The sequence below is a fragment of the Pseudomonas sp. Marseille-Q5299 genome (assembly GCF_943737035.1).
Taxonomy (GTDB): domain Bacteria; phylum Pseudomonadota; class Gammaproteobacteria; order Pseudomonadales; family Pseudomonadaceae; genus Aquipseudomonas; species Aquipseudomonas putida_E.
The window spans coordinates 21,569-41,658 of record NZ_CALSFR010000014.1 but is presented as its reverse complement, the minus strand read 5'-3'; the positions used below and the strand labels follow the sequence as shown (position 1 = coordinate 41,658).

The 20,090-nt window shown below is 51.1% G+C and carries 16 protein-coding genes and 1 pseudogene; 10 read left to right on the top strand and 7 right to left on the bottom strand.

Annotated elements, in window-relative coordinates:
* Positions 1 to 34: 34 nt before the first annotated feature.
* The 5 genes from NGJ21_RS25570 (at position 35) to NGJ21_RS25550 (ending at position 6,868) form a co-directional block, all read left to right on the top strand.
* Entirely contained in the window at positions 35 to 808 is a 774-nt protein-coding gene (locus NGJ21_RS25570) for an SDR family NAD(P)-dependent oxidoreductase (protein WP_119688882.1), read from the top strand.
* A gap of 41 nt (positions 809 to 849) precedes the next feature.
* The gene (locus NGJ21_RS25565; protein WP_119688883.1) at positions 850 to 1,734 is read left to right on the top strand and encodes an alpha/beta fold hydrolase; all 885 of its coding nucleotides are present in this window, start codon (positions 850 to 852) and stop codon (positions 1,732 to 1,734) included.
* A 203-nt stretch (positions 1,735 to 1,937) separates the two neighbouring features.
* A complete protein-coding gene (locus tag NGJ21_RS25560; RefSeq protein ID WP_119688884.1) occupies positions 1,938 to 3,164 on the top strand; it encodes a maltoporin in 1,227 nt (408 codons plus the stop codon).
* Between the two features lie 50 nt (positions 3,165 to 3,214).
* Entirely contained in the window at positions 3,215 to 4,810 is a 1,596-nt protein-coding gene (locus NGJ21_RS25555; protein WP_147405251.1) for a purine-cytosine permease family protein, read from the top strand.
* 783 nt (positions 4,811 to 5,593) lie between these two features.
* Positions 5,594 to 6,868, top strand: coding sequence for an NAD(P)/FAD-dependent oxidoreductase (locus NGJ21_RS25550; protein WP_119688886.1), 1,275 nt, complete (start codon positions 5,594 to 5,596; stop codon positions 6,866 to 6,868).
* A 119-nt stretch (positions 6,869 to 6,987) separates the two neighbouring features.
* Here NGJ21_RS25550 and NGJ21_RS25545 read toward each other — a convergent pair whose 3' ends face one another.
* Positions 6,988 to 7,950 carry a Gfo/Idh/MocA family protein gene (locus NGJ21_RS25545; RefSeq protein WP_119688887.1) on the bottom strand — a complete coding sequence of 321 codons (963 nt, stop codon included), beginning with the start codon at positions 7,948 to 7,950 and terminating at the stop codon, positions 6,988 to 6,990.
* A 9-nt stretch (positions 7,951 to 7,959) separates the two neighbouring features.
* On the bottom strand, positions 7,960 to 8,952 hold the full coding sequence (gene iolG, locus NGJ21_RS25540) for an inositol 2-dehydrogenase (RefSeq protein WP_286010446.1): 993 nt from the start codon (positions 8,950 to 8,952) through the stop codon (positions 7,960 to 7,962).
* A gap of 658 nt (positions 8,953 to 9,610) precedes the next feature.
* On the opposite strand from iolG, the gene NGJ21_RS25535 reads away from it, so the two are divergent.
* Positions 9,611 to 10,345 (top strand): TorF family putative porin, encoded by a 735-nt coding sequence (locus tag NGJ21_RS25535; RefSeq protein ID WP_119688889.1) that lies wholly within the window; start codon positions 9,611 to 9,613, stop codon positions 10,343 to 10,345.
* 626 nt (positions 10,346 to 10,971) lie between these two features.
* On the opposite strand, the gene NGJ21_RS25530 is transcribed toward NGJ21_RS25535, so the two are convergent.
* Complete coding sequence (locus NGJ21_RS25530) at positions 10,972 to 11,418, bottom strand: hydroxyacylglutathione hydrolase C-terminal domain-containing protein (RefSeq protein WP_251962870.1); 447 nt, start codon at positions 11,416 to 11,418, stop codon at positions 10,972 to 10,974.
* Positions 11,390 to 11,515 carry a VOC family protein gene (locus NGJ21_RS25525; protein WP_251962869.1) on the bottom strand — a complete coding sequence of 42 codons (126 nt, stop codon included), beginning with the start codon at positions 11,513 to 11,515 and terminating at the stop codon, positions 11,390 to 11,392. Before NGJ21_RS25525 ends, NGJ21_RS25530 begins: the two co-directional genes overlap by 29 nt.
* A gap of 614 nt (positions 11,516 to 12,129) precedes the next feature.
* On the opposite strand from NGJ21_RS25525, the gene NGJ21_RS25520 reads away from it, so the two are divergent.
* From NGJ21_RS25520 to NGJ21_RS25510, 4 genes and pseudogenes are all read left to right on the top strand, one after another.
* Positions 12,130 to 13,797, top strand: a complete 1,668-nt coding sequence (locus NGJ21_RS25520; RefSeq protein WP_251962868.1) for an AMP-binding protein — start codon at positions 12,130 to 12,132, stop codon at positions 13,795 to 13,797.
* A gap of 203 nt (positions 13,798 to 14,000) precedes the next feature.
* Entirely contained in the window at positions 14,001 to 15,353 is a 1,353-nt protein-coding gene (locus tag NGJ21_RS25515) for an MFS transporter (RefSeq protein WP_251962867.1), read from the top strand.
* A 170-nt stretch (positions 15,354 to 15,523) separates the two neighbouring features.
* A pseudogene (locus NGJ21_RS25965) lies at positions 15,524 to 15,709 on the top strand (acyl-CoA synthetase); the annotation flags it as partial.
* Between the two features lie 42 nt (positions 15,710 to 15,751).
* A complete protein-coding gene (locus tag NGJ21_RS25510; protein ID WP_251962866.1) occupies positions 15,752 to 17,071 on the top strand; it encodes an OprD family porin in 1,320 nt (439 codons plus the stop codon).
* Positions 17,072 to 17,413: 342 nt separating this feature from the next.
* Here NGJ21_RS25510 and NGJ21_RS25505 read toward each other — a convergent pair whose 3' ends face one another.
* The 3 genes from NGJ21_RS25505 to NGJ21_RS25495 are packed head-to-tail and all read right to left on the bottom strand — an operon-like array spanning position 17,414 to position 20,082.
* A complete protein-coding gene (locus tag NGJ21_RS25505) occupies positions 17,414 to 17,704 on the bottom strand; it encodes a c-type cytochrome (protein WP_119688893.1) in 291 nt (96 codons plus the stop codon).
* Between the two features lie 21 nt (positions 17,705 to 17,725).
* A complete protein-coding gene (gloB, locus tag NGJ21_RS25500) occupies positions 17,726 to 18,517 on the bottom strand; it encodes a hydroxyacylglutathione hydrolase (protein WP_119688894.1) in 792 nt (263 codons plus the stop codon).
* Positions 18,514 to 20,082, bottom strand: a complete 1,569-nt coding sequence (locus NGJ21_RS25495; protein WP_119688895.1) for a GMC family oxidoreductase — start codon at positions 20,080 to 20,082, stop codon at positions 18,514 to 18,516. Before NGJ21_RS25495 ends, gloB begins: the two co-directional genes overlap by 4 nt.
* Positions 20,083 to 20,090: the final 8 nt, after the last annotated feature.

The window sequence follows — 20,090 nt, the reverse complement described above, 5'->3', positions numbered from 1 at the left end:
AATGCGCAATTAAATATCTGACGAAGAGTGCTATATGAATAATTACAATGGTCGCGTAGTCATTATTACCGGTGCTGGCTCTGGCATGGGGCGGGCAATGGTTCAAGAGTTTGCCGCACGCCAAGCCTTAGTTGTTGCGCTGGATATCAATCTGAAAGCCGCCGAAGAATCGATTTCCACAATTGCAAACACGGAGGCAGGCTTCGCGTATCGAGTCGATGTAAGCGATCCTGCCAGTGTTAATGAAGCCGTGGAAGCAGTCATCGCCAAGTGGGAGCGAATTGACCTGCTCTGCAATAATGCCGGTATTCTTGATGGGCATTCCACTGCACACGAAGTTTCCATTGAGGAGTGGAACCGAGTCATTGCGGTCAACCTCACTGGGCCTTTCCTGATGGCCCGTGCTGTCATCCCTCAAATGCTCAAGCAGAAAAAAGGCGCGATCATCAACACCTCCTCTACATCCGGCTTCAGTGCCGCAGGTGGTGGTACTGCTTATACGGCTTCCAAACATGGAGTGATTGGCCTTACACGGCAGCTGACTTTCGAGTATGGCGCAAGCGGTATTCGCGTGAACACAATCTGCCCAGGGGCAACTGCTACCCCACTCGCTATGGCCGATCCTGTGACTGCTCATTCACCTGACATGCTGGCTGCCCTCGAGAAGTTCCCTGCGCGACGTTGGTGCCAGCCGAGTGAAATCGCCAAGCTTGCTGCGTTCCTCGGCGGTGATGAGGCAGACTTCGTTCACGGTAGTGAGTACGTAATGGATGGTGGCTGGCTGGCCGCTGCCCGAGACCCTTTCTGATAGATCAGATATCTACAAGCATTTCAGCATAGGTGAACACGATGTTTAGCAAGCGTGAATGGCCGGATAGCGGTGTAGAAGGATTTCAGCGTGGTTTTGTGACCGTTGATGGCACGCGGATGCACTACGTAAGTGGTGGTCGCGAAGACGGTGAAGTGATGGTACTGGTCTGTGGTTTTCCGCAAAGCTGGTATGCATGGCGAAAAGTACTGCCGATCTTGGGCAAGCACTTCCGGGTAATCGCACCTGACTTGCCAGGCCAAGGGGATTCGGATCGCCCGGCGGGTTGTGATACGGCCAACATCGCTCGATTGCTTCGCGGCATGCTAGACAAGATTGGTGTGGGCAAGCATTCGCTGATTTCCCATGACCTTGGTGCTTGGGTCAGCTACCCGTACTGCGCGAACTACGGCGATCAGGTCACCGGATGGGCGATTCTGGATTGCGGCATTCCTGGTATCAGCTTACCGGATAATCTTCCATGGGCTGGCAATGTCGCTTGGCGTACTTGGCACTGCGGGTTCCATAATCTCGTGGATCTGCCAGAGGCTCTTCTGGAAGGGCGCGAGCATATCTATCTGCAGTGGTACCTCCAGCGTAAAGCTGCTATTCCTCAGATCTTTACACAGGACGACTTTGAAGAATACCTTCGAGTGTTCAAGCTTAATGGTCTGAAGGGTGGCCTGGCTTACTATCGTGCTATGGGAAAATCGGCTGATCAGAACCGTGAGCTGGCGAAGAAAGGGAAGCTGCAGGTTCCAATCCTAGCCATTCGTGCAGATCAGGGTTCGATGCCCGACCTTGTCACTGAGCTGAAATTGATCGCTACGGATGTAACCGGAACAATGGTTCAGAGCGGTCACTACATTCCTGAGGAACAGCCCGAGCAGCTCACTCACGAACTGCTGAAGTATTTCTCAAAGTAACATCCGATATTTTCGTCGCTGTGCCACATTTGCTAGGAGCCGATACTGATCGGTTTCTAGCCTTTTTGTATCTGTTGTTCAAGCTTTGTTGTCATGGTCGACGAATTTAAGATTATGAGTATTCATGGTTTTGCTGGTTGGCTGTGTGTGCCTTTGTTCGTGCATTGTTCAGTGACCAATTAATAATAATAACGGAGTCGCGAATGAGAACTTTGAGATTGAGCTCTTTTGGGGGCGCGCTGTCGGCTGCGCTCTTGTTTCCAGAAGAAGCTCCTGCAATTGAATTCAATGGCTACATGCGAAGCGGCGTTGGTGGCTCGACATCGGGGGGTAAGCAAAGCTGTTTTATGCTTCTCGGAGCGCAGTCGAAGTACCGCCTGGGTAACGAATGTGAGCAATACATCGAGGTAGAGGGAAGGCAAGATATAGCCAATCTCGATGATGGTTCGGTTGTTAGTCTGGATGCTATGGTTCAAACACAAACAGATTACGGACATACACCGGCGCTTTCAGGAGACGATAGCTTCACCCGAATGAACCAAGCCTATATGGAATGGGGCAAGATGCCGGCATTGGGAGGAGGGTCGCTTTGGGCCGGGCGTCGATTCTATAAAAGGAATGATATCAACATCTCTGACTTCTTCTATTGGAATCAGAGCGCGACTGGTTTTGGCTTGGATCGGGTATCGATAGGAGACTATAAGTACAGCTACGTATTCTCACGCAAGGACAGCGTCTTCCAGAAAGAGAAGATTACCCGACAAGACTTTAACGTCGAAGGCTTCAAGGTCAACCCAGGTGGAGAGATTGAAGTTGGGGTCAGCTTTATCCGTGCTCCAAGCGGTGATAATACCCATGACGGTTGGTCAACAGTTGTTCAGCACAAACAGGCTAATTTTCTCGGCGGCCAGAACAAGTTTGCGCTCCAGTATGGCGAGGGCCCTGGAACGGCTTTAGGTTACACAGGCGATCCTGAACTCGATAGGAGCAATCGGAGCTGGCGAGCAGTAGAGATTTTCGACTGGCAGTCAACCGGCAATTTTGGAGGACAATTTAATGTTGTTTTCCAGAAGGATAAGCGACAGGACGATGCAGACCTGAATTGGCTGTCGATCGGTGTTCGTCCAGTCTACGGATTCACCGAGCAGTTCAAGCTTGCGGTTGAGCTTGGGCGAGATCAGGTAACGGCACCTGGTGGAACTCGTAAGCTTACAAAATTCACAATCGCGCCTACATGGTCGCCAAATGGCCCTGGATTCAACGATCGGCCTGAGATCCGTCTTTATTACACTTATGCCCGTTGGAATGCTGCTGCTCAGCGAGCGGCGAACGAATTTGCAGCCGGTTCAGCGCTCTCTGATGCTGGGGCATTTGGTAATGCTCTACATGGGTCAAACTTTGGTGTCCAATTTGAGTATGGATGGGAGTAACCGTAAGCTAGCAGCGCATCTAGGCTAAAGACTTAAAGCGAGAGAGTAATATGTCCCAGCAAGATCGTTTAAATATCAGTGATCATGATGACCCCCGTGTTTTGCAGGAGCAGTCTGCCGAGGATTATTCGCGACATGTAGTTCCATTGGCTGCCCGCACAGGTCGGTGGAGTTTGGCCATGGCCTCTTGGTCTGTACTGAGCGCTCTGTTCTACCTCTACATCAGTGTTGCTGTCGCGCAGGCGGTGGGATCACGCAGTGCACTCATCGGTATTCTGTTGTCAGTAATATTCTATGGGCTGATTAACTATATTATTAGTCAGCGATCCATCAAAAGTGGACTTTCTGTGGCGTTGCTATCCAGAGGGATATTCGGGAATTTTGGTGCGATTATCTCCTCGTTGCTTTTTGCTGTTACCGCTACTTACTATGCAGTGTTCGAGGGCTCTATTATAGCTGTCGCTCTTCAACAGTATTTCTCACCTGAGAGTGACATCCGATGGTGGTATCTTTTGGTAGTCCTTTATGCAATGCCACTTGTTGTAGGAGGCATCCAGGCATGGATGGATAAGCTAAATGGAACACTGCTGCCATTGTATGTCGGAGGCCTGTTGGTGATTGTCTTGATGGCCGGAAGCCGCTTTGGGTTTTCCACCGGATTCTTGTCTATTCAGCCGTCACTTGAAACCTCCATGCCAGGCTGGTTGTGGGCATTCGTTGTCTATATGGGCATTTGCGTCAACATGATGGTGACCGCTGAATTCTCACGTTTTGGTAAACCACAGGATGCTAAATTCCATGGAATAGTTACCTTTGGGCCACTGTTCTATTTTGCCCTTTACATTGTCAATGGCGTGGCGGGTATCTTTATCATGGAAACCGTTTTCCCTGGTCTGAAAGCCAGTGAACAGGGTATTGCGGAAGCAGTTCTTAAGTCGGCAGGCGTAGTCGGTTTGTTGTTCATTATCGTTAGTCAAACACGTATCAACACTGCAAACTATTATATGGCCTCGCTAAATATGGCTGGTTTCGCTGCCAGAGGTTTCGGTTTGCGATTACCTCGGGCTATATGGGTTATCTTTGTTGGGGCTTGCGTTTACTCTCTGATGCTTACCAATGTGTTCAGTTATTTGCTGAAAGCGCTAGCTTGGCAGGGTGTAGCCGTTACATCATGGGTGGCGATTATAATGACTCATTATGCGCTTCATCCAGGCACTCAGCACTCCGAGTTCCGTCCAGGTAGGGTCAAAGCAATGATGCCAGGCGCGTGGGCGATTTTGTTCTCTACAGCGGTAGGTATTTACATCATTGAGTTTGGTGCTAAAGGAGTATGGTACGTCGACTTTGCCCCCATCATTATTTCTGCTATCGCAGCTTTGAGCTACGGGTTAATAACTAAATTCAATCATGGTCGGCCAATTCTTCGCGTCGGAGAGCCTAGAAATGAAGTAGCGGACGTATGGAGTCAGCATATAAAATGCCATGTTTGCGACAGGTCTTATACAGCGATTGAAATGGACAGTGATCCTTCTGCTGGCCAGAAGGCTATTTGCACTGGCTGTGCAGAAGGGAATCGCGCGTTCCTACAAGCTGTCAAGCAGGAGTCTCAAGCGCTGTCAGGTCGAGCTGAATCCAACATCGCTTAAAAAATCAAGTACGAAGTACTTCTTGCAAAAATTCTAGTCGCATGAGCCTCTCGCATGAGAGGCTCCTGTTACCTACCTAGTTTGGCGAGCCTAATCGTTGGCTTCATAAAGTCTGATAACCACTTGGCTTTCGTCGTTTTTTATAGAAAAACGGACGTTTGAGAGTGGTCTACATGGTTAAAAACGAAATGAGAATTGGACGCTCGCGGTCTCTAATTCTGTGAGGAAAATTATACGAGTGTACCAAAATAAGACAGAAATTCGCTTATTGGCTGTCTTAGGATTATTGGTGAGAGCTTAAGGTTTCTCGGGTGTCAGAGGATATTTAGTTTCAAGTCATTGGTTGTTTAATAAATTTGTTAGGGAGCGGCCAAGTTTTCTGCTGCGAGATCCGAATGATGTTGCGACTAGTGCGCAGTGTCCTCAGATTAATGCGCCATGGTTGCTGGAAGTTTGTGGGGTCATTGACATGGATGTAGTCCCTTGGGTAGCGAGTAAGCTATATGTGTTAGGCGTTTTATGTTAAGCAAAATCATTGAGTGTATGTGTGTGAAAACGTAACTCGAGTTTTGATTCGGTATTTATAATTTGGGTGAATGATTTTTTTTGGTCAGGCTCACTGCTTCAAAATTACTAGATAACCCTGTGGCTTAGAAAAGGGTTGTTGGTGGAACTGCATCAAAATTAAATTTTTCTTTGGGTTGATACTGCCTGCCTTTTTTGCTCGACTGCGTTAGTCCGCTCTCGTGTGCGTGCTGCTTATATTAAGTTTGGGGTGAGGTAATGAAGCATAGGGTTTTGATTGTTGGTGGTGGCGCAGGCGGGCTTGAGTTGGCTACCAGGCTTGGTAAGACACTCGGAAAGCAAAAAAAAGCGGCGATTTCATTGGTGGATGCAAATTTAACGCATATCTGGAAGCCGCTCCTTCACGAAGTTGCAGCTGGTTCGTTGGATCCCAGTATTGATGAGCTGAATTATTTTGCGCAGGCGAAGTGGAACTATTTTTTATTTCAGTATGGTCGCATGGTAGGTCTGGATCGTGAACGAAAAGTAGTGCTACTAGCATCTACCGGCGGGGATGCGCGGGAGGTACCTTACGATACGCTTGTACTGGCTGTTGGTAGTCAGTGCAATGATTTTGGCACCGTGGGTGTTCAAGATCATTGCCAATTCTTGGACAGCCGTACCCAGGCAGAAAAGCTTCAGAAGCAGCTTTTCGCACGTTACATGCGAGCGCATGCAGAAGATGCATCTAATCCACTCCGGATCGCTATTGTTGGAGCCGGCGCAACCGGGGTTGAGTTGTGCGCAGAGCTGCAGCACGCTGTCCGTGTTATTGAGGGGTATGGCCTTCGTCATGCGTCCCCGGACATTCTGCAAGTGACCTTGCTAGAGGCTGGCCCTCGGATTCTCCCTGCCTTGAATCAAGATGTCAGTGAGACTGTTCACTCGGGCCTAGCCAACCTGGGGATAGACGTCCGTGTGAATACGGCGGTGAAGGAGGTGAAGGCTGAGGGCGTAGTACTGGCCGACGGTGGTGCTATAGCCTCTGACTTGACGATCTGGGCTGCAGGTATCAAAGCCCCTGCATTTTTGAACGGGCTAAGCGGGCTGGAGACGAATAGGATCAACCAGCTTCTAGTACGCCGTACGCTCCAGACGACGCTCGATGACTCAATTTTCGCCATAGGTGATTGTGCGTCCTGTCCGTTATCCGATGAGGGTGCAGGTACTGTCCCTCCTCGAGCACAGGCTGCCCATCAACAAGCCGAGATGCTAAGCAGAAGCGTCGCCCTTCACATTTCTGGCAAGCCGCTGCTTAAATTCAGTTATGAAGATCGAGGGACATTGATCTCAATGGCGTCTTTCAATGCAGTAGGGACGCTGAGTGGACTTCTGGGGCGGAAAAAGGTGACCGAAGGTATTTTTGCAAGGACATTATATATGTCACTTTATCGGCTTCATCAGGTAGCACTGTTTGGCGCTACGAGAATGCTGTTAAAGGCATTCTCTGAGTTGCTGCAGCGTAAGACCCGGCCAAGGCTCAAACTGCACTAATAATGAGATTGATTAAAGCGTACGTGTAGATTGCGGATGACTTATGGTGTTGTTGCAGTGGTGTGACTACTACTGCAACAACCTTTCCTTTGGTCGGCCACTAGGGATCGCTGTAACGCTTAGCTGAAATCGAGATCGATAGACCTTCTTTCACTAATGGACTTTCGAGCAGCATCCATGATTACAGCAGCGTCATAAGCGTCGCTCAGAGATGAAAGAGGGGCACGCTTTCCAGTGAGGCACTCTTCAATGAAGAACTTTTGAATTTGGTAAAAGCTATCCCAGTATGTGCCGTCGTCCCAGAACGGAAGTCTCGCGTCTCCGAACTTTGTGGTATCCCACGGCACCACTGATGAACCATTCTTGCCGATAATTTTGAAGTACACAGACCAGGGGTCACGGCTACAATCATCGGCTGAAAAGCTGCCCCAAAGATTCGCAATGTTGCCGTTTGGATATTCTGCGATGATCATTAGCTGATCGTGGGCTTGCGGATTTTCGAAATGGACATTAGAGCCTGTAGCAAATACTCGTTCCGGCCGGCCCAGGAAATACAGCATACAATATATGTGATGAACCATAAGCTCGCTCATGGTTAGATCAGGCGCGCCAATTTCAGCGCGGTGACGCTTGTTATAGATCGCCCAGAAGTTTACGATTTCTCCGAGGTGCCCGGCGTCAATGTGTGCGCGAACACGTTGCATTGTTTCTGCATAAACATAGTTGTGAGACGGTGCGCACAATCGGTTGACACCGCGCGAAAGTATCTCCAGTTCTCGGATTTTATCGGCGCTCGTGCAAATTGGCTTTTCGATCAGTACATGCTTTCTTGCGAATAGAGCTTCTCTGGCGAAGTGGAAGTGCGTATCTGCGTTGGTACAGATCACAACCGCATCGATGCTAGGATCATCAAGCAATGCTTCCGGAGTCGGATAAAGTACTCCTCCAAATCGCTCTTTGAATGCAGTTGCTTTGCCTGGAGTTCTACCCCATCCGCCGACGTAGGCGGTGGGATCAATTTCATTGATTGCAGTTACATGGAGCTCTGCAACGTTGCCTAGCCCAATGATGCCAATTTTCATGTGCTATTCTCAATACTTGATGTCGATAGGTTGACCGGATGCTAAAGACTCAGCGGCAGCATCCGCGATCAGTTGAGCAAACAACCCATCTGCAGCGTTCGGAGTAGGTGGTGTGCCAGTGGAAATGCAGTGTACAAATTGCTCCATTTCTGCGAGGTATGCAGGGCCAAATCTCTCTAGGAAAAATGGCTTGGCGACAGGCATCGTAAATCCTGAACTTGTCGCACTTTCAACTTGGCTTTCATGGATGTTTGTAACTCTCAGCATTCCTTTGGAGCCATGTACCTCGAGTCTTTGGTCATAGCCATAACTAGCACGCCGTGAGTTGGAAATTTGACATATTTTTCCAGACTTGGTCATGAGCAGTGCTATGGCGGTGTCAACGTCGCCCACGTCTTTAACTGCAGGGTCTACCAGCGCTGACCCCGTTGCAAACACCCGAGTAGGGTTTTCATTCAGTAAGAATCGTGCCAAGTCAAAATCATGGATCATCATGTCCCTGAAGATGCCACCAGAGCCTTTCAGGTACTCGACCGGAGGTGGAGCAGGGTCTCGGGACGTGATTGTGACAGTTTCCAGCTGCCCGATTTCACCCGCAGCTAGTCGTTTCTGCAACGCACCAAAATGCGGATCGAACCGTTGATTGAACGCGGTCATAAACGGTACGCCGGCGCTTGAGACCTTTGCTATGCATTGACGAACCCGATCTGAGGACATATCGATAGGCTTTTCACAGAAAATCGGCTTTCCTGTATCGGCCAAGGTATGGATAAGGTCGAAGTGAGTCGGAGAGGGCGTCGCAATCACTACCGCATCGATGTCTTCTGCCCGAATGATTCCTTCGATTGTCCTGGCTTCAACATTGAAGCGGCTGGCACATTTTTCAGCTGCTGTGGGTATGGTGTCAGCTACTGCTACAAGCTTGGCGGTTGGAATCTGCATTAGGCTCGCCGCGTGCACATGTCCGATTCGACCGCAGCCTAGAATACCTACTCTGAGCATATCGCTATCTCTGTATTTAAAATTGTTGATTTGAAGACGGCGGAATTAGAGTGACAGCGAGTGCTTAGACGGGCGAATCGTATTTTGTTATGGGTGCTGAAAGCTAAAGGTTATCAGCGGAAATGCTTGTCATCACTAGGCACTTTCTTGCAAGGCGTGAGGCCTCCTAGATTTGCGAGGATTGCGCGAGTGGAAGACTGTAAATAGCGGCCAGAAATCATCCCGATTTTAATTGGCCTCCCTAATTTTTGGATTTACTACTGATTTTGGTAACGTGCCGAGAGGGAATCTGATCATCTGGTCATGTTTCAAACCTTGGGCAGGTTGCTGTCTCAGTTTGGCACAGTTGCGTCGTCTGCGTGAGGATAGTCTATCGGTTCGGTAAGCAGATCCATCGGCTTAGCTCTAGAACATCAGAGCCAAGCAGTGATGGCGCTAACCACGCCAAACCTCAGTTCCCAATTGTAGGCTTGGTCTAAATAAAAAATAGAATTTTCTGAGTCTTCTGCCTCTCATTCGGAGATTCACTGATTAGCTACCTAAGGCCAGTGCTGATTTATCAACTGTTATTTTCTTGTTGGTGTGCCTGCTAGCGTTGTAGCTGTCGCAGTGGTAATTGCTCTATGAAAACTAACAAAAATTATAGCTGGAGATATGTATGAAGCATTCTGTTAAATTTGCGGCTATTTTTCTGGCGGCAGTTGCGCCATGGTCGGAAAGCAATGCGATTGAGTTAAGTAAGGACTTTACGCTAGCGCTCGATGCAGGGTTGTACAGTCAGTATTGGTCTCGCGGAATGTCACAAACCCAAGGCGATCCTGCCCTTCAGGGCTCAGCCACGTTAGTACATTCCAGTGGTTTGTTCGCGGGCGTATGGAGCTCGAATGTTGACTTCGGTCACGGCAGCAAGACACGCCAGGAAATCGATTATTACCTGGGTTACTCCATGCAGTTGGCCGATGACGTTAGCTTGGAGTTGACCTATTTGGAGTACGAGTACCCCAAGCAAGCGGATCTCAATTACAGCGAATACTATGCGAAACTGAATGCCCACGGATTTATTGTAGGCGGTTATTACTCCGATGACCTGTGGGGAGATGAAAGCATGCTCTACAGCTTCGTAGGCTATGAAACTACCTTGCCAGGAGGCATCGGTTTGAAAACGCGCTACGGTCAGGTTGACTATAAAGATCCAGTTTTCGTTTCCGGAAATGGCAGCGCCCAAAGCAAGTATAATGAGTGGCAGATTGAAATGAACAAGGAGTTGCTGGGGCTCAAATGGTCTCTCAGCTACGCCGATAGCAATCTATCCAAGGTGGAGTGCCTCAACTTCAACGGTTTTGATGATGTCTGCTCAGCAACAGTTGTCGCTGGGGTTAGCAAGTCATTCTAACTGGTTTGGTTATATATTTGAGCTGACTGGCTGTGCAAAGTGGGCAATTTTTTTGCCCGCTTTGTAGTGCGTGCATGCTACGCACTGTAGGGAATACGCAAAATCTCAATAAGCGTCTCTCCAAAGCTACGATTTTGTAGGCACTGCCATTAACTGAGAGAAACTCTTTTTTGCGAAGCATACATAGCTTTCGGTCGATGCCTGGTATTTGATTTATACATTGTGTCCACTGTGTGGGGCGAGCTGGCTTGTACTACCAACTGATCCTATCTTATGTGCTCTGAAGGCTTTGTTTAGGTGCTACGTGGTGAAATAATGTCTATCACAGTGCAGAGCGCTATAGAACTTAATCCGCGATCCGTGATCCAGGATGCGAAGTTTGCAAGCAGCGGTATCGCCTTTTTGGGCGCGTTTGGGAGTTGTCAGTTATGGCACATGGCGCACGTTTTTTGTGAATACTGCCGCAGGCCCTTGAGCAGCTTGGGCAGTAGCAATCATGAAGGCTGTCAGGGTAATCCGCAGTGTTTTTCATCATAGGTGTTGTTGTTTTTGTTGTTGTTGTTCAGAAATTGTCTTTCCACTTACGCATAGCAGCGAAGCATGACATCGCGTGATGTGATGGGTAGTCACGTGTGGCGCTGGACAGCTTCAGCAAGGTTCGCCTCCCGTGCACGCAGAAACGGATTAAAAGCCTGTTCAACGCGGATGCGGGTAGGTACGGTGCACTGTCCGCGATTGCGGATTTCACAGACCTCAGCCAAGCGCCCGGCTATTTGATGATTGTCTGGGTCGACAGCCAAAGCAAAACGCAGGTTGGACAGGGTGTACTCATGTGCGCAGTACACCTGCGTTTGGTCTGGCAGCCCTCCAAGGTATTCGAGCGACTTCAACACCTGCAACGGCGTCCACTCCAATAGCCGGCCGCAGCCGGCGCTGAATAGCACGTCCTCATCAACCAAGTGGTAGGCCAGATGCCCTGAGGTATGGCCAGGCACGGCGATCACGTTAATGGTTTGTCCCAACACTTGGATCCGGTCACCATCCTTAGACGAGGGAAAAGTCGTCGAACTCAAGGCGATGGGATTCCTGCAGGTCGAACGCTTGTCCGTAGAAACGCATGGAGGCATCCAGGTCACCTACGCGGATCATGGTATGGAGGAATTTCGGCATGATCAGGCTTTCCTGGACTGTTGTTATGCAGTCAGGATGGCAGTCTGGGTCGCGGTAGAAACGGCAGTCATTTGCCGCCCTCCGCACAGATCCGTACATGCGGAACTACCACATAGCGCTCCTGCCTCGGGTATGTGACGCAAAGCGATCCTCAAAGTAAGGATGTGCCTTCTAGGTATCGGGATGTAGGGATCGCCAAGGCGTCCACACCGTGACCATTGAAGCCGATTACGCTTAAGGGCTTGTTGCCAAAGACGGCATACCGGCAAACGAAATCCGCCAAGAGGTATAGGTTCCCCGGTATCGCGTGGCAATTGAAGTAGCCGCTCACCACACGTTTGAGCCGTTGCCCTTGAACCCGGACAAGGTCATGACACCGACGACTCAGCTCCTCACGAATAGCAAGAAACGTCGCACGTAGACATATCTCCTCTCACAGCTCTATTGCTGCAGCTGCAGTGGGTGACCCTTCTTATTTCTCGGTGGTAAGTGGCAAATCCGGTCACAGACATTGAGAGCTTTTACCATTGTCGGGCTCGTCATTCGAAGGCGATTATTTTCCGCCCGTGTCAGCGATTTCTCCCATCCAAAAATAACTCAGAGGGACGCTCGTGATGCCTGATTACTTTTCTGCTTTGACTAGCTTTAGCTATCAGCATGTTGTTGACCTTGAGCTAGCTGGACGTTTGTCAGCCGTCAATGCGTGTATCGAATGCTGTGATCGGCATGCTCAAGATGACCGAGCTGCCCTATTTTACGAGGGCTCTGATGGTACCAGTGCAACCTATACATTCGCAGACCTGCAATATAATGCTGCCCGCTTCGCTAACGCCCTTCGAGCGCAAGGTGTCAAAAAGGGAGATAGGGTCGCGGGACTGCTACCAAGAAAGGCTGAGTTGCTTATCACTATCTTGGCCACATGGCGTATTGGCGCGGTTTACCAACCTCTTTTCACCGCCTTCGGGCCGAAGGCCATTCAACATCGCCTGGAAGGCTCCGCTGCGCGCGTCGTGGTGACTGACCTGCAAAACCGCCCGAAGCTAGATGAAGTCGAGTTCTGTCCCTCCATAATCACCATTGGAAACAACGGTCGTGACTTGAGTTTCTGGGATGAGTTGGGAAAGTTCCCTCCTGAGTGCCAGCCCGAAATGCTGACTGGGGACGACCCGTTTCTCATGATGTTTACCTCAGGTACTACGGGCCCAGCAAAGGGGATGACGGTACCGCTTAAGGCGTTGGTGGCGTTTAAAAGCTATATGCGCCAGTCAGTAGACCTGAGACATGAGGATGCATTCTGGAACTTAGCGGATCCAGGCTGGGCTTATGGCCTCTACTTTGGTATCGCGGGCCCTTTGGCGATTGGCCATTCAATCACCTTGTACGATGGATCGTTTACGGTGCAGAGCACCTGCCAGGTAATACGGAAGTACGGCATTACAAATCTTGCAGGATCACCTACCGCCTTTCGACTGCTAATTGCTGCCGGAGAGGAGTTCACAAGTGCGATTAGGGGAAAATTGCGAATTGTGAGCAGCGCCGGCGAGCCATTGAATCCGGAGGTGATCCGGTGGTTCGCCGATACATTGGGAGTGACTATCCACGATCATTACGGTCAGACCGAACTGGGCATGGTGCTCTGCAACCATCACGGACTAGATCACCCTGTACATCCAGGCGCAGCCGGGTTTGCCTCCCCGGGCTACCGGATCGTGGTAGTGAATGACGTGGGTATTGAGCTACCACCTGGTCAACCGGGAATTCTGGCGATTGATCGGAAGCAATCACCGATGTTCTGGTTCTCTGGCTATCACGGGGCGCCGACTAAGTCTTTCATCGGGCAATATTATTTGAGCGGCGACAGTGTTGAGCTCAACGCGGATGGGAGTATTAGCTTTGTAGGGCGCACGGACGACGTGATTACCACGTCGGGCTATCGTGTAGGCCCATTTGACGTTGAAAGCGCCTTGATTGAACACCCCGCAGTGGTTGATGCAGCCGTTGTTGGTAAGCCTGATACGGAGCGTACAGAGCTGGTTAAGGCGTTCGTTGTGCTCAATCAGAGATTCACGGCTTCGCCTGAGCTGACCGAAGAACTCTCCCTGTACGTTCGTAGGCGCTTGGCAGCTCATTCCTATCCACGAGAAATAGAGTTTGTTAGCGACCTGCCGAGAACACCGAGTGGGAAGCTCCAACGCTTTATCCTGCGTAACCAAGAGATTGCTAAAGCTCAAGCGTCGCTCGTCAAGACTGCTGCTGGTTCGACTTGCAAGAGTACGTGCTAGCAAACGGAGCCGTGCCTACGTTGCTAAGTTCTTTGCCTCGCGAAATTCCGCTGATGTCGAGAGCCTCTACTGCGCGAGCTGTGAGAGTCCCGATAGGCAGCGCTGGGAATTCCATCCAGGTGGTCGGACAGATCCGATTGCTCTGCGATCGCAATACGTATGTGGACTTCAAAAGACAAAAACAAGACTGAAGGAGACACGGTATGAGTTCTTTGAATATGTACACGTTGGCCGGAGAATCAAAGTTCAATCGCTTTCATGGACTGATTCTTTTTTGGTGCGTGTTGATTCTTATAATTGATGGTTACGACTTGGCGGTGGTTGGCGCAGCGCTGCCAGCCATCATGGCTGACATGCAAATTGACGCAACCAGTGCCGGCGTGATGGCTGGCTCAGCACTGTTTGGCACAATGCTGGGGGCAATTTTCTTGGGCACTCTGGCAGACCGTATTGGTCGGCCAAAGATGATCGCAATCTGTGTAGCTCTCTTCAGCATATTCACCGCTGCAGCAGGTTTCACTGACAACCCGCTGACCTTCAGTATCATGCGCTTCATCGCCGGCCTGGGGATCGGCGGCGTGCTGCCTATCTGCACGGCGCAGATGGGAGAGTTCTCGCCCTTGAAAGTTCGCACCCGCCTGGTGACCATCGTTTTCGCAGGCTATTCGGTGGGAGGAATTTTGGTAGCGCTCACCGGTAAGCAACTGATCGAAAGCTACGGTTGGCAATATGTGTTCTACGTGGCAGCCCTACCAGTAGTTTTGATTCCCTTCATACTGAAGACCATGCCCGACTCTATCGGCTTCATGTTGAAACAAGGTCGGGATGACGAGTTGAAAGTCATTGCCCGTCGCCTCCGTCCTGACCTCATGATCAAGGATGACACTCAACTCGTCGGCAACCCTCAAATTGTCTCTGCCCAAGAGAGGCCTGTACGAAGCCTTTTCCAGGAAGGGCGTGGATACAGCACCGTCATGATTTGGATGGCATTCATGACCGGGCTTTTCATGGTGTACGCGCTCAATTCATGGCTCACCAAGCTGATGGCCATGGCGGGCTTCAGCCTCGGCTCTGCCCTGAATTTTGTTATCGTGTTCAATCTCGGTTCGATCTTCGGTGCAATTTTCGGTGGCTGGCTCAGCGATAAATTCAGCATCAAGCACGTCTTGGTGGTGTTCTACGTAGTGGGCGCGGTTGCACTCACGCTACTGGGTTATACGCGCTCTACTGAACTGCTCTTCGTCGTAGTGTTCATCGTGGGTGCCTCGACGCTCGGTACCCAGCTTCTGGCCTATGCATACGCCGGAGATTTCTATCCCTCCACCATCCGCTCCACTGGGGTCGGCTTTGCGTCGGGCGTCGGTCGCATCGGGGCGATTGTCGCGCCTGTTTTGATTGGTGCACTCGTATCGATGGCCTTGCCTCTGGAGCAGAACTTCATGGCAATCGGTCTCGCCGGACTGATAGGTGCTGTTGCTGTGACCATGATCAACCAATCTCGCGCGGACTCCGCTGTGGTGAGGAAGAAGGCCACTGTTTCACACGATCTGACCTAACCGTAAATCTGAGAGACAGGTTCAAATGCTTACTCATCGCTTGTGCCAATCATCGGTAGGTTCGGGCGAGACGGCTCTACAGCCTGTTGGGGAGCAGTCGAAGTGATAAGCAAAGGATTGCATGAGCTGCATGGCCGGAATTATCGTTTCTCGTTTAATTAAAGCCGGGCCATGTCCAACCCTCGGAGCGTGCAATCATTGAGTTCTGTCAGGAGCGATTCGCGCGGTTTAAGTGTCCTCGTCGAGTGATTGTCCAAGAGCTTCTAAAAACTGCAACTGGCAAGGTTCAGAAATGCATGCTTCGAGAGTTGGCCGGAAGTCGGGATGCAATCACTGGATTGGTGATAAATGGTTAATTCGTCAGCAGCGCTTTGATCCTATCCAAGGGCAGAATCTACATGAGGCGCTGGTGGGCGGCTCATGCTCAAGCACACAACAAGAACAAGGTGCCTGTGATGTCTATTTTTTCTCAAAAATCGTTGGTTTGTTCGGTAGTACTGTTAGTCGCGCCTTATGCTTCTGCCGCGTTCGTGGACGACTTCAAAGGCAATTTCGAGCTTCGAAATTTCTATTACAATCGCGATTTTCGCAATGATGGAGCTGCGCAGTCCAAGCGCGATGAGTGGGCACAAGGCTTTATTCTGAACCTGCAGTCTGGCTTCACAGAAGGGCCGGTGGGTTTCGGTATCGATGCCATGGGCTTGTTGGGGGTTAAGCTTGACTCTAGCCCTGACAGAACGGGGTCTGGGCTGCTTGCCTACGATTCCGGCAGGAATGTGGAAGACGAGTACGGAAAATTTGTGGCTACCGCTAAAGCGAGGGTAGGCAAGACTGAGTTGAGGGTAGGAGGGGTGAATCCTCTAATGCCTCTCCTCTGGAGCAATAATAGTCGCCTACTGCCTCAGGTTTTTCGCGGGGGGTCTTTGACCGTCAACGATATCGATAAATTGACGGTAACGGCTATCAGGGTAAACGCCGTGAAGCAGCGTAATTCCACCGATTTCGAATCCCTCACAGCTACTGGCTATGCTCCGGTTGAGGCTGATCACTATAACTACATGGCATTGGACTTCAAGCCAGCAAAGGACATGACATTCAGCTTGCACGCCGCCGAGCTTGAAGACCTCTACAAATCCTACTTCGCGGGGATTAAAGTTATCCAGCCGGTTTCGAAAGGCAATGTGATCGCGGATGTTCGCCTGTTCGATGCTAGCGAAACCGGCTCCAAAAAATTAGGTGAGGTGGACAACCGAACGCTGAGTAGCTATTTCGCCTACAGCATTAAAGGGCACACCATCGGTGGCGGTTACCAGAAGGCTTGGGGCGACACGCCATTTGCGTTTGTAAACGGCACAGATAGCTACCTATTCGGCGAATCGCTGGTCAGCACATTCACTGCCCCCAATGAGCGCGTCTGGTTCGCGAGGTATGACTTTGACTTCGCTGCTTTGGGTGTGCCTGGCTTGCTGTTTACCACCAGGTACATGAAAGGGGATGATGTTGATCCTACTCTGCTGACAAGCCGCCAAGCCGCTTCTCTGCGTCTAAACGGGGACGATGGCAAAGAATGGGAGCGGGTCACTGACATCTCTTATGTCATCCAGAGTGGGCCTGCAAAGGGCGTTTCGTTCCAATGGCGTAACTCTACGAACCGATCGACCTATGCGGATAGCGCTAATGAAAATCGATTGATCATGCGTTATACCTTTAACTTCTAAAGTGGTGTAACGGGCCGAACCTGCTAATCGGCCCTTTCCACATCATCCCCAGTCGAAGGCTTCGTTCCCTCCTGTGGAATTGATCCAGCGGCTCGTGAAAAGCGAGGTGCAGGCGCTTCATGGAGAACGCCATCAAGGAGAAGCTGCATATCAGTTATTTCTCAAGCGGCGAGGCGTTCGTCCCGTAGAGGCTTTGGGACGATAAGTCACCGGAACACCAACGCTGGGAATTGCGGGGGAAGGCACCCTTTGCCCAAGTGATGCTCGATAGATGCTTTGGGTGCTCTACTTCAGCGTTGCCTACAGAAATGACTCTTTTCAAAGCACAGCTCCTTTCAGTCCTCAGCGAGACATCCAGCCTATCGTTGCCATGAGGTCTTCGTCGCTGCAGTCACTGCAGAGTCCACGTGGTGGCATGACACTCAATCCTTTCACCACATTTTTGAGCAGTACGTCTTGCCCTTGAGCAAGGCGGGGTTTCCATGCAGTGGTATCACCTTTTTTGGGCGCGTTTGGGAGTTGTCCGTTGTGGCACATGGCGCAGGATTTTGCGAATACGACCTCAGGCTCTTGAGCCGCTTGGGCAGTAGCAATCATGAAGGCTGTCAGGGTAATCAGCAGTGTTTTTTTCATAGGTGATCTTCTTCTTGTTGTTCAGAAATTGTCTTTCCACTTGCGTAAGGCTGCAAAGCATTCCTCGGCAGATGTGATCTTCAGTCCCGCGTAGCGTTGGACAGCCTCAACGATTCCCGCTTCCCGCACACGCAAGAACGGGTTAGATGCGCGCTCAACGCCAATTCGGGTAGGTAAGGTGCACTGTCCACGGCCTCGGACTTCGCAGGCTTCAGCCAAGAGCTCGGCGATTTGGTGATTGTCTGGGTCTACAGCCAAAGCAAAACGCAGGTTGGAGAGGGTGTACTCGTGTGCGCAATATACCTGCGTCTCCTCCGGTAGCGCTGCGAGACATTCGAGCGACGTCAGCATCTGCATAGGCGTACCCTCGAACAGGCGGCCACAGCCGGCGCTAAACAGCGTGTCGCCGCTGAACAGCGCTTTCTCATCAACCAGGTGATAGGCCACGTGCCCTGAAGTATGGCCAGGCACTGCGATCACATTGATGGTTCGTCCTAATACCTGAATCAGATCGCTGTCCTTGAGTGGCCGATCCCTGTAAGGGATCGGCTCGTTCTCGGGGCCATGGACGCGAAGATCGAATGCAGACTTCAGTTTTTTCACACCACCCACATGGTCGCTGTGATGGTGAGTGATCAGTACATCGGTGAGCGCCCAACCGGGATGTTCTTCCAGCCAAGCTTGAACGGGTCCGGCATCGCCTGGATCTACAACTGCACAGGCCTGGCTTGAGTGATCGGCCAGAAGCCAGATGTAGTTGTCGGTAAATGCTGGGAGAGCGTAAATCTCGAGGCGCTTGGCGGAAGTAGTCATGCCGCATGCGTCCTCAAAGCATCGGCAATGTACTCAGCCTGACGAATCGCAAGGCTAACGATTGTCAGAGTAGGGTTCTCGGCTGCGCTGGTGGTGAACTGACTGCCATCCGAAATGAACAGATTCGGGACTTCATGGCTTTGCCCGTATTTGTTGCAGACGCCATCGGCTTCCTTGTGGCTCATGCGACAAGTGCCCATGTTATGAGTCGAGGGGTAGGGGGGGACGCGGTGAGTCTTCAGTGCGCCGACAGCTTCATATACGGCGCTACCTTGCCGATAGGCGTGCTCTCGCATTGCGATATCGTTGGGGTGGTCGTCGTAGTGCACGTTTGCTACTGGAATGCCGAAACGGTCTTTGACGGTATCGCTTAGGGTGATGCGATTGCTTTCCCGGGGCATGTCCTCACCGACCAGCCACATGCCAGCCAGATGCGTGTAGTTGTCCATAACTCGGGTAAAGTCGCGCCCCCAGGCACCAGGGTTGAAGAACGCTGCCATGAAGGAGGGGCCGAGCGAGATGGTTTCCATTTCGTAGCCACCGACAAAACCTCTGTCGGGATTGAAGTGCACCTCGTCACCTATAAGCCCGGCCATGATGGTGCCCCGGTAGAAATGCACCGGATCTTTGAATTCCGCGAATACTGAACCGGTGGTGTGGCGCATGTAATGTTTGCCGACCATTCCGGAACCGTTGCCAAGGCCATGAGGGAACAATGTGCTGGTCGAATTGAGCAGCAAGCGAGGAGTTTCGATGGCGTTACCTGCTACTGCTACAAGGCGCGCTTTTTGGCGTTGCAGTCGCCCTTGCGCATCTGCGTAGACCACACCAGTCGCGCGACCCTTGGCATCATGTTCGATTTTCACCGCGTGAGCCTGTGTGCGAAGCTCAAGCTTGCCAGTGGCCTCGGCCGCCGGAATTTCGGTGTAGAGCGTTGACCATTTTGCCCCCATTTTGCAGCCTTGGAAGCAGAAGCCGAGTTGCATGCATTGAGCACGCCCTGCGCGGGCGCGGCTGTTGATCGCCATGTGGCCGGTACTGCATTTCTTGTAGCCAAGCTTGCGAGCACCGTTATACATCACCTGAAAATTGTTGTTCCCCGGCAGGCCTGGAATCTCGTTGGTGCGCGTCACGCCCATCTTGTCTTCTGCCCTTGCATAGAAGGGTTCTAGCTCTGCGAGCGTCAATGGCCAGTCGAGCAGGTTCGCGTCTTTGATGTCACCATAGGTTTGGCGCGCTCGAAATTCGTGTTCTTGGAATCGCAGGCTGGCACCTGCCCAGTGGGTAGTCGTTCCGCCCACGGTCTTGCAGATCCAAGCTGGAAGGTTTGGAAAGTCCTTGGCGATTTGCCATGAACCCGAAGTCGTCCGTGTATCGCTCCAGGACAATTGCTCGAACGAAGGCCATTCGTCATTGATGAAGGTTGCTGAGGATTGCCGCTGGCCGGCTTCTAGTAAAACGACCGGGATTCCCTTCTGACACAACTCATTGGCCAGAGTCCCGCCACCCGCGCCAGAACCGATGATCACCACTACCGAGTCGTCGTCAAAGCTGAATGTAGTCATGTGCGGAT